This window comes from Acidipropionibacterium jensenii DSM 20535 (assembly GCF_000425285.1).
Lineage (GTDB): Bacteria > Actinomycetota > Actinomycetes > Propionibacteriales > Propionibacteriaceae > Acidipropionibacterium > Acidipropionibacterium jensenii.
This window is the reverse complement of sequence record NZ_AUDD01000005.1, coordinates 88,454-102,847: the sequence shown is the minus strand read 5'-3', so window position 1 is coordinate 102,847 and position 14,394 is coordinate 88,454. Positions and strand designations below refer to the sequence as shown.

Annotated in this window: 11 protein-coding genes; 6 read left to right on the top strand and 5 right to left on the bottom strand. The window is 68.2% G+C overall.

Translation table 11 applies throughout. The features are described from left to right. Positions 1 to 2: 2 nt before the first annotated feature. On the bottom strand, positions 3 to 1,022 hold the full coding sequence (locus H590_RS14885; protein WP_051238173.1) for a Gfo/Idh/MocA family protein: 1,020 nt from the start codon (positions 1,020 to 1,022) through the stop codon (positions 3 to 5). Between the two features lie 259 nt (positions 1,023 to 1,281). Here H590_RS14885 and rpsL point away from each other — a divergent pair, with 259 nt between their 5' ends. From rpsL to tuf, 4 genes are all read left to right on the top strand, one after another. Continuing rightward, positions 1,282 to 1,653 (top strand): 30S ribosomal protein S12, encoded by a 372-nt coding sequence (rpsL, locus tag H590_RS0104495; RefSeq protein ID WP_027587840.1) that lies wholly within the window; start codon positions 1,282 to 1,284, stop codon positions 1,651 to 1,653. Between the two features lie 3 nt (positions 1,654 to 1,656). Then, positions 1,657 to 2,127: a 30S ribosomal protein S7 gene (gene rpsG / locus H590_RS0104490; RefSeq protein WP_028702626.1), complete on the top strand. Its 471-nt coding sequence runs from the start codon at positions 1,657 to 1,659 to the stop codon at positions 2,125 to 2,127. 218 nt (positions 2,128 to 2,345) lie between these two features. Next, the gene (fusA, locus tag H590_RS0104485) at positions 2,346 to 4,439 is read left to right on the top strand and encodes an elongation factor G (RefSeq protein WP_028702625.1); all 2,094 of its coding nucleotides are present in this window, start codon (positions 2,346 to 2,348) and stop codon (positions 4,437 to 4,439) included. Positions 4,440 to 4,727: 288 nt separating this feature from the next. Beyond that, positions 4,728 to 5,921, top strand: coding sequence for an elongation factor Tu (tuf, locus tag H590_RS0104480; RefSeq protein ID WP_028702624.1), 1,194 nt, complete (start codon positions 4,728 to 4,730; stop codon positions 5,919 to 5,921). A gap of 127 nt (positions 5,922 to 6,048) precedes the next feature. Here the strand turns inward: tuf and H590_RS14880 are convergent, their stop codons facing one another. The 4 genes from H590_RS14880 to H590_RS0104460 are packed head-to-tail and all read right to left on the bottom strand — an operon-like array spanning position 6,049 to position 11,958. Continuing rightward, on the bottom strand, positions 6,049 to 7,860 hold the full coding sequence (locus H590_RS14880) for an alpha/beta hydrolase (protein WP_071161698.1): 1,812 nt from the start codon (positions 7,858 to 7,860) through the stop codon (positions 6,049 to 6,051). Continuing rightward, a complete protein-coding gene (locus tag H590_RS0104470) occupies positions 7,857 to 8,387 on the bottom strand; it encodes a mycothiol transferase (protein WP_028702623.1) in 531 nt (176 codons plus the stop codon). The genes H590_RS14880 and H590_RS0104470 overlap by 4 nt, the downstream gene beginning before the upstream one ends. Before the next feature lie 30 nt (positions 8,388 to 8,417). Beyond that, positions 8,418 to 10,196 (bottom strand): bifunctional metallophosphatase/5'-nucleotidase, encoded by a 1,779-nt coding sequence (locus H590_RS14875; protein WP_051238172.1) that lies wholly within the window; start codon positions 10,194 to 10,196, stop codon positions 8,418 to 8,420. Between the two features lie 10 nt (positions 10,197 to 10,206). Next, positions 10,207 to 11,958, bottom strand: a complete 1,752-nt coding sequence (locus H590_RS0104460; protein ID WP_028702622.1) for a glutamine--tRNA ligase/YqeY domain fusion protein — start codon at positions 11,956 to 11,958, stop codon at positions 10,207 to 10,209. A gap of 187 nt (positions 11,959 to 12,145) precedes the next feature. Between H590_RS0104460 and gltX the strand changes: the two genes are divergently transcribed. Together gltX and rpsJ are read left to right on the top strand one after the other, a co-directional pair. Then, positions 12,146 to 13,555, top strand: a complete 1,410-nt coding sequence (gene gltX, locus H590_RS0104455) for a glutamate--tRNA ligase (RefSeq protein ID WP_028702621.1) — start codon at positions 12,146 to 12,148, stop codon at positions 13,553 to 13,555. Between the two features lie 516 nt (positions 13,556 to 14,071). After that, positions 14,072 to 14,383: a 30S ribosomal protein S10 gene (gene rpsJ, locus H590_RS0104445; protein ID WP_015071250.1), complete on the top strand. Its 312-nt coding sequence runs from the start codon at positions 14,072 to 14,074 to the stop codon at positions 14,381 to 14,383. Positions 14,384 to 14,394: the final 11 nt, after the last annotated feature.

Sequence of the window (14,394 nt, the reverse complement as noted above, 5' to 3'; positions counted from 1 at the left end):
GCTCAGCTGCCCGCCAGCCGGACACCCGTGCGGCGACGGATCTCGGCCATCAGGTCGAGCCGCTGGGCCGTCCAGCGCTGGGGGAGTGAGCAGCGGGAGGGATCCTCCACGGCGTCGGCGAAGGCCTCCAACTCGTGACCCATGTCGCGGATCCGGCGGCGCGGGATCTCGATCACCTGGCGCGACCCCCTGGCGGTGAGGGTGAGCTGCGAGGGGTCCTCGATGGAGTCGGCGGTGAGGGTGGCGTCCTCCCCCTGAATCACGCTCGGGGCACTGGAGTCGCTGATCTTCGACCAGGTCACCGTGCACAGATGGCCGGGGTACCGGGCGGTCAGGACGCCAGCCCCGTCGATCGACGGATCGAGCGGTCGATCCTGCCGGTCGGCGGTCCCGGGCTGCTGGTGCCCGATGAGAACGGCCTCGGTGCTGAAGGTCGGGGGCTGGCCGAAGAGCTCGATCATCGCCTCCAGGGCGTAGGTGCCGATGTCCATCAGGGCACCGGCCCCCATCGCCGGGTCGAAGATCCCCGGGGTCTGGCCGGCCAGGAACCGGTCGTACCGGCTGGACCGCTGGCAGTAGCCCAGCTGGGACAGCCGGATCCTGCCGAGCCGGGGGAGTGCCTCGCGCAGGGCCGCGGTGCCCGGGTGCCACACCGAGTTGCGGTTGGCCTCCAGCAGGGCCAGCCCCCTGGCCCGGGCGAGGTCGACCAGATCCTGCCAGCCGGCGGGGGTGACGCAGGCCGACTTCTCGACCAGGACGTGCTTGCCGGCCCGCAGCATGGCCCGGGCCTGGTCGTGGTGCAGGGCATTGGGGCTGGCGATGTAGACCGCGTCGATCCCGGACCCGGCGAGCTCCTCGAGGGTGGTCACCACCCGGTCGACGCCGACCTGGTCGGCGAAGGCCCGGCCGCGGGCGGCGCTGCGGGAGTGGACGACGGTGTGGCGGATCCGGGAACTGTCGGCGACGGCGTCGAGCAGATGCTCGGTGATGGCGCTGGTCCCGATGGTGGCGAGCGAGATCATGACCGAGAGCCTACGACCGACCGTCTTTGCCAATCGGGCCGCGCAGAGATATTCTTCACTACCGTGTCCGGTGTGCCCGGACACTGTGTGCGTGCCCTGGCACGGCGACACGACCTCTCGAGTTGCTGCGAGACGGTCCGCCGGTGCGGAGTTCGTACAGTATCTGAGACGCCAGAGCGAGGGACAGCGGTGATCCCGACGCCGGTGCACCAGGTGCGCAGCCAGGGAACAAGAACCCAACGGAAAGAGATACCAGCCGGTGCCTACAATCCAGCAGTTGGTCCGAAAGGGCCGCACTGACAAGATCAGCAAGAACAAGACGCCTGCCCTCAAGGGCTCCCCGCAGCGCCGTGGCGTGTGCACCCGCGTCTACACCACCACCCCGAAGAAGCCGAACTCGGCCCTTCGCAAGGTTGCGCGTGTGCGCCTGTCCTCGGGTATCGAGGTCACGGCCTACATCCCCGGGATCGGTCACAACCTGCAGGAGCACTCGATGGTGCTCGTGCGCGGCGGCCGTGTCAAGGACCTCCCCGGCGTCCGGTACAAGATCGTCCGCGGCTCCCTCGACACCCAGGGTGTCAAGGGCCGCAAGCAGGCCCGTAGCCACTACGGCGCCAAAAAGGAGAAGTGAGCCATGCCTCGTAAGGGACCGGCGCCCAAGCGCCCCGTGATGGTCGACCCGGTGTACGGGTCTCCGATCGTCTCCCAGCTGGTGAGCAAGATCCTCAAGGACGGCAAGAAGACCGTCGCCCAGGACATCGTCTACACCGCCCTCGAGGGCTGCCGCACCAAGACCAACACCGATCCGGTGCAGACTCTCAAGCGCGCTCTCGACAACATCAAGCCCTCCCTGGAGGTCAAGTCCCGGCGAGTCGGCGGCGCCACCTACCAGGTGCCCGTCGAGGTCAAGCCCGCCCGCGCCACCACCCTGTCGATGCGCTGGCTGGTCGGGTTCTCCCGCGAGCGTCGGGAGAAGACCATGGCCGAGCGGCTCATGAATGAGATCCTCGATGCCTCCAACGGCCTCGGCGCTTCGGTGAAGCGTCGCGAGGACACCCACAAGATGGCCGAGGCCAACCGCGCCTTCGCGCACTACCGCTGGTGATTCTCCGCCCCCTCGTCGATGGACGAGGGGGCACCACCATGCAGTCAGCAGCAGAATGTGCGCCGATGGGCCTGCCGGGCGATGCCCCGGGCTCATCGGCGCCTGCCTGCTCATCACACATCTCGCGGGTTCCCCGGTCGCAGTTCCGCCTCCGGCTCATCCGTGCCAGGAATCAACCCGCCCAGACGACTCATTCAGAGATTTGAGGTTTGAACACTGTGGCCACCACAGACCTGACCAAGGTTCGCAATATCGGCATCATGGCCCACATCGACGCCGGTAAGACCACGACGACCGAGCGCATCCTCTACTACACCGGAAAGTCCTACAAGATCGGCGAGGTCCACGACGGCGCCGCCACCATGGACTGGATGGAGCAGGAGCAGGAGCGAGGGATCACCATCACCTCGGCCGCCACCACCACCTTCTGGCATGACATCCAGATCAACATCATCGACACCCCCGGACACGTCGACTTCACCGTCGAGGTGGAGCGTGCGCTGCGCGTTCTCGACGGCGCTGTCGCTGTCTTCGACGGCGTCGCCGGTGTCGAGCCGCAGTCGATGACCGTCTGGCGCCAGGCTGCTCACTACGGTGTTCCGCGCATCTGTTACATCAACAAGATGGACCGCACCGGCGCCTCCTTCGAGCACTGCGTGACGACCATCAAGGAGCGTCTGCACGCCATTCCGGTGCTCCTCCAGCTGCCGATCGGCGCCGAGGAGAACTTCATCGGCATCATCGACCTCATCGACATGGACGCCAAGACCTGGCGCGGCGAGACCGAGCTCGGCGCCCACTTCGAGACCGAGGAGATCCCCGCCGATCTCAAGGAGGCCGCCGAGGCCGCCCGCGCCGAGATGCTGGAGACCGTCGCCGAGAACGACGAGGAGTTCATGGAGGTCTACCTCGATGACCCCGACTCGGTGACCAAGGAGCAGATCAAGGCGGCGATCCGCCGCGGCGTCATCGCCAACGTGTTCACCGCCGTCACCTGCGGCACCTCCTTCAAGAACAAGGGCGTCCAGCCCCTGCTCGACGCCATCGTCGACTACCTGCCCTCCCCCGAGGACGTCCCGGCGATCAAGGGCTTCAAGCCCGGCGACGAGTCGGTCGAGATCGACCGCAAGCCCACCGATGACGACCCGCTGTCGGTGCTGGCCTTCAAGATCGCCACCGACCCGCACCTGGGCAAGCTGACCTATGTGCGGATCTACTCCGGAGTCCTCAAGGCCGGCGAGCAGGTGCTCAACGCCACCAAGGACAAGAAGGAGCGGATCGGCAAGATCTACCTGATGCACGCCAACAAGCGTCAGGAGGTCGCCGAGCTGGGCGCCGGCATGATCGGCGCGGTGATGGGTCTGAAGGACACCACCACCGGCGAGACCCTGTGCGACCCGGCACACCCGATCGTGCTGGAGTCGATGGTCTTCCCGAACCCGGTCATCGAGCAGGCCATCGAGCCGAAGTCGAAGGCCGACCAGGAGAAGCTGGCCGCCGCGATTCAGCACCTCGTCGAGGAGGACCCGACCTTCCGGGTGCACACCGACGAGGAGACCGGCCAGACCATCATCGCCGGCATGGGCGAGCTGCACCTGGACGTCTTCATCGACCGGATGAAGCGCGAGTTCCACGTGGAGGCCAACATCGGCAAGCCGCAGGTGGCCTACCGCGAGACCATTCACAAGAAGGTCGACAAGTACGAGTACACCCACAAGAAGCAGACCGGTGGTTCCGGCCAGTTCGCGCGGGTGGTCATCTCCATCGAGCCGACCGAGCCCGGCTCCGGCTACGAGTTCGTCAACGCCGTCACCGGCGGCCGCATCCCCAAGGAGTACATCCCCTCGGTGGACGCCGGTGTCCGTGACGCCATGCAGTTCGGTGTGCTGGCCGGCTACCCGATGGAGGATCTCAAGTGCACCCTCCTCGACGGCGCCTACCATGAGGTCGACTCCTCCGAGATGGCCTTCAAGATCGCCGGATCGATGGCCTTCAAGGAGGCTGCCCGCAAGGCTCAGCCCGGAATCCTCGAGCCGCTGATGGCGGTGGAGGTGACCACTCCCGAGGACTACCTGGGCACCGTGATCGGCGACCTCAACGCCCGCCGCGGCCAGATCCAGGAGATGGTGGAGGAGCACGGGAACAAGGTGGTCCGGGCGCTGGTCCCGCTGTCCGAGATGTTCGGATATGTCGGCGACCTGCGGTCCAAGACCTCCGGCCAGGCCTCCTACTCGATGGAGTTCGACTCCTACGGTGAGACCCCGACCTCCGTGGCCGAGGAGATCATCGCGAAGGCCAACGGCACCAAGTGACCGCTGGCAGTACCTCCCGACGGGGGTACTGTCCACGGTGTCGGGCGGGGGAGCAACCTTCCCCGCCCGGCGTCATGACCGCCGAATGGACCCGGGGGACCGGGCCTGTTCTGTCGGCGTATTCTCATGGGTCCGTCAGTTTGACTGAGGGCAGCCCATGCAGCAGACTAGGACGAGTTCCCTGACCTCGGGTCGGGGCCGTCCAGAAGATGTCCGTGGGATCCGCCTACGGGCAACCACACGACGCGCACCGCGCAAGAGCGGGCGACATTTTCAGAAGGAGCCCCAGTGGCAAAGGCCAAGTTCGAGCGGACCAAGCCGCACGTCAACATCGGCACCATCGGACACATCGACCACGGCAAGACGACGCTCACCGCGGCGATCTCCAAGGTGCTGCACGACAAGTACCCGGAACTCAACGAGGAGTCGGCGTTCGATCAGATCGACAAGGCCCCTGAAGAGCGCCAGCGCGGCATCACCATCTCGATCGCTCACATCGAGTACCAGACCGAGAAGCGTCACTACGCGCACGTCGACTGCCCCGGGCACGCCGACTACGTCAAGAACATGATCACCGGTGCCGCCCAGATGGACGGTGCGATCCTCGTGGTGGCCGCCACCGACGGCCCGATGCCCCAGACCCGCGAGCACGTCCTGCTCGCCCGCCAGGTCGGCGTCCCCGCCATCGTCGTCGCCCTCAACAAGTGCGACATGGTCGATGACGAGGAGCTCATCGAGCTCGTCGAGATGGAGGTCCGCGAGCTGCTGACCTCTCAGGAGTTCGACGGCGACAACTGCCCGGTCGTCCGGGTGTCCGCCTTCCAGGCTCTGCAGGGTGACCCGAAGTGGACCCAGTCCATCCTCGATCTGATGGACGCGGTCGACGAGTACATCCCGACCCCGAAGCGTGAGCTGGACAAGCCCTTCCTGATGCCGATCGAGGATGTCTTCACCATCACCGGTCGTGGCACCGTGGTGACCGGCCGTGTCGAGCGCGGCATCGTCAAGACGGGCGAGGAGATCGAGATCGTGGGCGTCCACGACACGACCACCAAGACCACCGTCACCGGTGTCGAGATGTTCCGTAAGATCCTCGACGAGGGCGAGGCCGGCGACAACATCGGCGTCCTGCTCCGTGGCACCAAGAAGGAGGAGGTACAGCGTGGAATGGTGCTGTGCAAGCCGGGTACCACCACTCCGCACACCGACTTCGAGGGTCAGGTCTACGTGCTGAAGAAGGAGGAGGGTGGCCGTCACAAGCCGTTCTTCTCCCACTACAGCCCGCAGTTCTACTTCCGGACCACCGACATCACCGGAACCGTCGAGCTGCCCGAGGGCACCGAGATGGTGATGCCCGGTGACAACACCGAGATGACCGTTCACCTGATCCACCCCATCGCCATGGAGGAGCAGCTGAAGTTCGCTATCCGCGAGGGCGGCCGCACCGTCGGCGCCGGTCGTGTGACCAAGATCCTCAAGTGATCTGATTCCTGTTCGCAGGGCCGTGGCCCGTCCCCCGAGGGGGACGGGCCACTGTGCGTTTCGGGGACTGTGCGTTCCGGGGTGCTGCCGTGTCAACAGCGGTGCGTGTGCGGCACGTGGGAGGAGTTCAGTCCCCGGCGCGGATGGTCCTGGGAGCCTGCTCCTTGATCCGCTGCAGCTGGGCCTGCGAGGAGCGAGTGCCCAGCACCTGGGCCCAGGCGTCGACCAGTTCCTCGTGGTAGCTGTGGCCGTGGCCGCCGGGGGTGGCCACCGAGATGGCCATGTCGGCGGTGACCTGCCAGAAGGTGGACCAGGGAGTCCAGGAGATCCTCGGGTTGACGTCGATGCCGGCCCTCTCCCGGATCCAGTCGGGTTCGCGCCAGATGAGCGAGGGGGACCACCACACCACCGGGTCGGAGGTGTGCTGCAGGTAGACCACCCGCGGCGTCTGCCAGCTGCCGTAGGGGGATCCCCAGCGGTTGCGGTCCAGATACCGCGGGGTGGGGGCGAAGCGGATGTGACGGCCGTTGTCGATCACCGGTGCGACCTCGGGGGAGCCCTGCTGCCGTGAGGCGTTGAGATCTCTCCAGATCGGGGTGAATCCCGGGGTGCCCACCCACACCGCCCCGTCGACCCTCGACATCATCTCGCCGGCGGAGCTGAAGGCCGCCTGACCGCCGTAGGAACCCAGCGAGACCCCAGCGGCGTAGAGCCGGGGACGATGGACCGGATCCAGCCGACTCCAGTAGGCGTGCACGGTGTCGAGGAGCACCGTCCCGGCTCGCTGGGCGGAACTGCGGTCCAGCAGGAAGGCCGCCGGACTGCCGAGAAAGCTGTACTGCATCGTGGCGGTGGCGCAGTCGCCGCCGGTGAGGTACTCCACCGATGCCACCGACCACTCCTCCACCCAGCCGGCGCCGGTGGTGGTGTGCAGAACCAGCACCTTGCGGTCGAAGGCGCGGGTCCGGATGAGCTCGGCGAGGACGGTCCGCGCCCCGGCGGCCAGGTCGTGGTCGGCCGGCAGCCCCGCATAGACCCGGATGGGTTCCTTCGCCGGGTGACCGGTCAGCTCGGCGATGTCGGCGGCCGAGGGTCCGTCGCTGATGTAGTTCTGGCCCTTGCGGCCCAGGTTCGACCAGCTCTCCACCGATCCCGGGCCTCCCGATCTCAGCGTCGAGTCGGGTCGTCGGACCCCGGGAGTGGTCCGGTCATTGATGACGCTCATCTGATGGGCGACGGCATTCGCAGCCGTCGTGACGATGACATTGTTGGTGGCGATGAGCAGCACCACCAGTCCGAGGATGAGCACACCGCCGGCGGCCACCGGCTGGGTGATGAACCGGCGGACACCGGCGTAGAGCAGTGCCACGCCGTGCCTGAGGGCCCGCACCAGCCCGATCGAGGCGACAACGGCCGCCAGACCCACTACCGCCCCGACCGTCTGGCTCCACCAGACCCGGCCCGGCAGGTGGACCGTCCGGGAGATGTCGCGCTGCTGCTGGATGCTCCAGAACCACACCACGACCGTGGTGGCGACCAGTACCCCGTAGCCGATCCGGCGCAGCACGGCCACCGCTCGCGAGGAGGCGGTGACCCGCAGCCCGATGAGCCGGGCGAATCCTCGTGCGCAGGCCCCCACCAGCACTCCGACCCCGTAGGCGAACAGGGTGGACAGGAAGACGCTGGCGGCGGTCATCCACCAGGTCCGGGAGATGAGGCTGGGGGTCAGTGCGGTCCAGAAGCCGAACAGCCCGAGCACCACCCCGACCACCGAGGCGTCGCTGAACACTCGACGGGCCAGGGTGCGCTGGGTGCTGTTCCATCTCTCGACGAGCAGCGCGATGCGGCCCTCCTCAAGACGCTGGGCGGGGGCCGGCGGCTGGTGGGCGAGGTCCTGAGTGGTGTCCTCCGGCGACCCCGGGGAGGAGGGGAGGCTCACTCAGCGGCTGCCCGTTCCGCGATGCCGCGCAGGAATCCCGCTTGGCCCAGATGCTGGAGGCAGTCGGTGATGATCGAGACGATGCGCACCGACAGGGTGACCGGCGGGGTGTAGCTGTCGTCGACGACCCGGTCCAGATCGGCCTGGTCGAGGGCCCCGACCAGTGCTGCGGCATCCTCGCAGGCGGCCTCGAGGTAGGCCCGCAGATCCTGCACCGGGGCGACCACGTGGATGACATCCTCGGGTCGTTGACCGTAGCCGGTGGCGCCGGCCCCCAACCGACTGTCCGGAAGCGGCAGCCCGAGTCTCTCGGCCCACTCGTCGGCCCACAACTGGTCGCCGCCGAGCACGTCGTGGAGCTGGGCGTCGAGTCCGCGGGCGGTGTGCCACAGCAGCCAGCAGATGGTGTTGGTGGCGGGAGCCGCCTGGTAGCGGGCCAGCTCGTCGTCCAGTCCGTCGCAGACCCGGCCCCCCTCGTCGCGGATGCGACCGATGAAGTCCGTCAGTACAGCGATCGAGTCAGTCATGGGGCCAACACTAGTTGTCCGGGCGGGGACTCAGCGGCCGGCGACGACCTCCCAGTTCCTGGTGAAGAAGTCGGCCGGGTCGATGACCCCGCGTTCGGTCACGGTCTCGATGAGCAGCTGGCGGATCTCCAGCTGGCCGTCCCACAGCACCGGGGCCTGACGCACGTGCGGGAATCCGCCGCCGCCGTTGAGCCGGTAGTTGTTGACGGCCAGCGCGAAGGGCTGGTCGGTGGCCAGTTCCGTGCCCTGCCAGGCCAGGTCGCAGATCCTGGACCCGACCGGTCGGGTGATGTCGATCCGGTAGGTCACCCCGGTGAGGGCGTCGAAGTTGTAGTCCCAGACCGTGCGGCCCTGGCGGCTGGCCCGGGTGATGCCTCCCTCGGTGACCGGTCTCGGATCGATCGGTGTGCCGGGGGCCACCTGCCCGAAGTAGGACGCCGAGTGCTCCAGGTAGTCGCGCAGCTGGCCGCCGGTGAGCCGGATCGCGGCCAGGGTGTTCTCGAAGGGGTACATCCCGGCGATGTCGCGCAGTCTCACCTGGCCGGCGGGTAGTTCGGCGGTCCGGGAGAAGGGGGAGACCTGGGCGATCACCGGCAGATCGGCGTCCTCGCCGCCGAGATCGGCCAGCGCCCGGGCCACGGCGTCGACCTGGGTCTGGGCCACCAGGTCGAGGATCGGGGTGTCGCGGACGGTCGCCGACCGGGCGCTCAGGGTGGTGGTGCACCGGGCGACCGGGGTGTTGACATAGGCCACCGTCCGGCGGTGGGCGGCTGCCAGCTGCGGGTTGGCGACCAGGCTGGGGTCGTCGTCCTGCCCGGCGGTGGGACAGATGGTGATCCAGTCCGGTACGGCCGAGTGGTCGACCCGGACGACCGGGCCCCGGTCCGGCTGCGCCGGGTCGCCGAGGAGCAGCGGGATGTCGACGCGGGCGATGGCGCTGGCCCATGCCCCCGGCTGGGCGATGAGCACCCGGTGTCCGGAGGCTCCCTCGACGACCCTCGACAGCGGGGCGGCGTGGGTGTGGCCGGCGATCACCAGATCGATCTCGGGAACGGTGCCGGCCAGCGAGGTGGCGCAGTTCTCCGCCATCTGGCGGTAGATCGGCGGGCGGTCGGCCTCGTCCAGCCCGCTGTGGGCGAGCACCACGACGACATCGGCGCCGGCCCGGCGCAACCGACCGGCCTGCCGGGCGGCCGCCTCGATGGGATCGGTCAGTGCCACCCGACCGTCCAGGTGGCTGCGGTCCCAGACCGCCGAACCCGGCGTCGTGACCCCGATCACCCCGAGCAGCACCCGGTGGCCGGCCACCGCCTTCTCCACCATGGCGGTGGCGCGGGTGAGCGGCTTACCGGTGGACCGGTCGATGACATTGGCTCCCAGCAGCGGTGCGGTGAGGCTGCGGGTATGGGCCGCGAGCACCTCGAGACCGGCGTTGAACTCGTGGTTGCCGATCACCGCGGCGTCGTAGCCCATCAGGTCCATCGCCCGCGCCATCGGGTCGCAGTCCAGCTGCTGGTCCTTGCCCGCCCGCTCGGGATGGGCCCACAGATAGGTCAGCGGCGTGCCCTGGATGGTGTCGCCGTTGTCCAGCAGGGCGACCGCCCCGGGAGCCCGTTCGGCTCGGACCCGGGCCACGATGGTCGACATCCGGGCCAGCCCCAGCGGCGGCTGGGCCTGCCCCCCGGTCGACCGGGGGTCGGCGGGGAAGGGGGCGTCGCTGAAGTAGTCCCAGTTGTACAGGTGCCCGTGCACATCGGTGCTGGCCAGGATGGTCAGCACTGCGGACGAGACACCGCCGGTGGCGGTCATCGGACCATCCTCACTTGGCCTGCTGCTTCTGGATGTGGGCCCACTCGTCGCGGAGCCCCACCGTCCGGTGGAAGAGCATCGGCTGCTCGGTGTCGGCGGCGAAGTAGCCGAGCCGCTCGAACTGGATCATCTCTCCAGGGTCGGTCTGGGCCGCGGCGGGCTCCAGCTTGCAGCCGGTCAGCGTCTCCCGGGAGGCCGGGTTGAGGTCGTCGAGGGCCTCTCCGGTCGCCTCGCCGGGCACCTCGGCGGTGAACAGCCGGTCGTAGAGCCGCACCTCGGCCTCCACGGCATGGGCCGCCGAGACCCAGTGCATGGTGGACTTCACCTTCCGGCCGTCGGGGGCGTTGCCCCCGCGCGACTGCGGGTCGTAGCTGGCGTGCACCGCCACGACATCGCCCGCCTCGTCCTTGACGACGTCGGTGGCGGTCACCAGGTAGGCCCCGCGCAGCCTCACCTCGCGTCCCGGCGAGAGCCGGAAGTACTTGCGCGGTGGATTCTCCCGGAAGTCGTCCTGCTCGATCCACAGGGTTCCGGTGAAGGGGACCTTGCGGACCCCGTCGTCGGGGTTCTCCGGGTTGTTGACGATCTCGAAGTACTCGACGACCGGGTTGCCCTCGGCATCGGTGGGCCAGCCGTCCAGGATCAGCGCCAGGGGCCGGAGCACCGCCATCCGACGCAGCGCCGTGCGGTTGAGCTCTTTGCGCACGAAGGACTCGAACTCCTCGATGGCACGCACCGAGTTGTTGCGGGTGGTGCCGATCGCGGTGCAGAAGTCGCGGATCGCGGCGGCCGGGTAGCCGCGTCGGCGCATTCCCCGCAGGGTGGGCATCCGCGGATCATCCCAGCCGTCGACCAGCCGGTCGTCGACCAGTTTCTTGAGGCGGCGCTTGGAGGTGATGGTGTGGGTCAGCTCCAGGCGGGCGAACTCGCGCTGCTTGGGAGCCGGACGATCCAGCGGCAGGTGCGCCAGGAACCACTCGTAGAGCGGACGGTGACTGTTGAACTCCAGGGAGCACAGCGAGTGGGTGACCCCCTCGATGGCGTCGGACTGGCCGTGCGCCCAGTCGTAGGTGGGGTAGATCTTCCACTTCTCGCCGGTGCTGTGGTGGCTCAGGTGACGGATCCGGTACATCACCGGGTCGCGCAGCCACATGTTCTCGTCCTGCATGTCGATCCTGGCTCGCAGGCAGCGGGAACCGTCCGGGAACTCCCCGGCGCGCATCCTCTCCAGCAGGTCCAGGCTCTCGGCGGCCGGTCGGTCCCGGTAGGGGCTCTCGACGCCGGGACGGCCGTAGCCGCCGCGCTGGGCCGAGATCGTCTCGGGGTCCTGGTCGTCGACATAGGCCAGGCCCTGCTCGATGAGGTACTGCGCCCACCGGTAGAGCTGCTCGAAGTAGTCGGAGGCGTGCACCACCCTGCCGGGGACGTATCCCAGCCAGGCGATGTCGTCGACGATCGCCTGGACGTACTCGGTCTCCTCGGTGCCGGGGTTGGTGTCGTCGAGACGCAGATTGCACACCCCGTCGAAGTCGGCGGCGATGCCGAAGTCGGTGACGATGGCCTTGGCGTGGCCGATGTGGAGGTAGCCGTTCGGCTCCGGGGGGAAGCGGGTCTGGACCCGGCCGTCGTAGGTGCCCTGCTCATTGTCCTCGCGGATCACCTCGCGGATGAAGTCCGAGGGAGCGGCCGGGGCGGGTGCGGGCTGCTCGGCCGGTCTCCGGTGGGAGGGGGCGCTGACGGGTGAGGGGGTGGGTTCTGCCATGACCCGAAAATTACCAGTACTCGGCCGGACCCCGGGCAACGCGGCACCCGGGTCCCGGGGAGACGGCGGGCCCCAGGGGCCGGCCGGAAAGTACAGTGTCCTCATCATGACTGATTCCCCGCAGACTCCCGCGCGCACCCGCGTCGCCCCCTCCCCGACCGGCGATCCCCATGTCGGAACGGCCTACATGGCCCTGTTCGACAAGGCATGGGCCCGTCAGACCGGCGGGCAGTTTGTGCTGCGGATCGAGGACACCGACCGCAACCGACTGGTCCAGGGATCCGAGGAGCAGATCTACCAGACCCTCGACTGGCTGGGGCTGGGCCCCGACGAGAGCCCCCTGCTGGGCGGCCCCTACGCCCCGTACAAGCAGTCCGAGCGGCTGGACACCTACCGGCCCTATGTCGAGCGGCTGCTCGCCGAGGGCCACGCCTACCACTGCTGGTGCTCCCCCGAGAGGCTGGCCCAGCTGAGGGCCGAGCGGGCCGCCGCGAAGTCCCCCGACACCGGATACGACCGGATGTGCCTGGGGATGACCAAGGAGGAGCGCTCGAAGCTGCCTGGATTCACCGAGACCCCGGTGGTCCGGATGCTGATCCCCGACGACGTCGAGCTCGGCTTCCACGACCTCATCCGCGGCGAGGTGCGGGCACCCCACCCCGACGACCAGGTCATCCTCAAGGCCGACGGCTTCCCGACCTATCACCTGGCCGTCGTCGTCGACGACCACCTGATGGGCATCAACACGGTGGTCCGCGGCGAGGAGTGGATCTCCTCGACCCCCAAGCACCTGCTGCTCTACCGCTGGCTCGGCTGGCAGGCGCCGCAGTTCGCCCACATGCCGCTGCTGCGCAACACCGACAAGTCGAAGATCTCCAAGCGCAAGAATCCGGCCGCCCGGCTGATGTGGTTCCGCGAGCAGGGGTATCTTCCCGAGGCGCTGCGCAACTTCCTCCAGCTGCTCGCCTACCCGACGATCGCCGAGGGTCAGGAGGTGGAGAGCTTCCAGTCCTTCACCCACCGGTTCCGCTGGCAGGACATCTCCACCGGCGGACCGGTCTTCGACGTCACCAAGCTGGACTGGCTCAACGGCCAGTACATCCGCAGCCTGGAGACCGGGGAGCTGGCCGACCGGGTGCTCGCCCACGCCACCTCCGCCGGGCAGCTGGTCGACCCCTCGCAGCGCACCACCGACCTCATCCGGGCCGGCGTGCCGCTCATCCAGGAGCGGCTCACCCTGCTGTCGGAGGCGGTGCCGAAGCTGTCCTTCCTGCTGGTCGCCGATGACGAGCTGACCTTCGACCAGGACTCCACCGCCAAGCTGAAGGGAGACCCGGCGGCCATCCTGGCGGCCGGGATCGCCGCCCTGGAGCAGCTCACCGATGAGCAGTTCACCGCCGAGCCGATCCAGCAGGCGCTGCGCACCGGGGTGTGCGAGGAGCTGGGGATCAAGCCGCGGGTCGGGTTCGCCCCGATCCGGGTCGGCGTCACGGGCAACCGGGTCTCCCCGCCGCTCTTCGAGTCGATGGAGATCCTGGGTCGCCAGTCCTGCCTGGCCAGGCTCCGCCGGTTCGCCGAGGTCATCGCCGCGCGCTGAGCGGGCCGCGTCCCGTCCGGGGGTGGGGACCGAACACGGATCCCTCTCGATTTGGCCTCGGGCGGGATGCGTGAGAGACTGTCCGGGTTGCTCCGAAGCGGGCCTCGGTGCGCTGTCCAGTGATTCGTGGAATCCCGGGAAGGCATCGGAGCCCACACCACTCATCGTGGCGGTCGTCCCAGGACGGTCCGATGCGATGTCCGCCCCACAGCGGGTGTGGCGCCTCGGAGGATGCACAAATGCACAGTGTTCCCCGGTAGTGATGTCCGTTCCCCGGTACATGGCCAGGAGAGCTCAGGTGCAGTGCGTCCCTCAGGTGCGCGACACACCCGACCTCGGGGGCCGGTGGAGGAGCTGGAAGGAGCCTCGTGGATCTTCCGATGACCTGGACGGTCGTCGGAACCATTCACCTGGATCTGACAATGCGGGACGCGGCCTCAGCCGGGTCCCATGCCGGAACCCTCTGAACGCACCGGAGTAATCCGGGCGGGGCAGGGACGAGTAGAAGGAACAACTGTGGCGGGACAAAAGATCCGCATCAGGCTGCGGGCCTACGACCACGAGGTCATCGACTCGTCGGCGCGCAAGATCGTCGACACGGTGACCCGTACGGGGGCCAAGGTCGCAGGCCCGGTGCCGCTTCCTACTGAGAAGAACGTGTTCTGTGTAATCCGTTCGCCCCACAAGTACAAGGACAGCCGCGAGCACTTCGAGATGCGCACCCACAAGCGGCTCATCGACATTCTCGACCCGACCCCCAAGACGGTTGACTCGCTGATGCGTCTCGACCTGCCGGCCGGCGTCGACATCGAGATCAAGCTTCCGTGAGGTTGAGCACC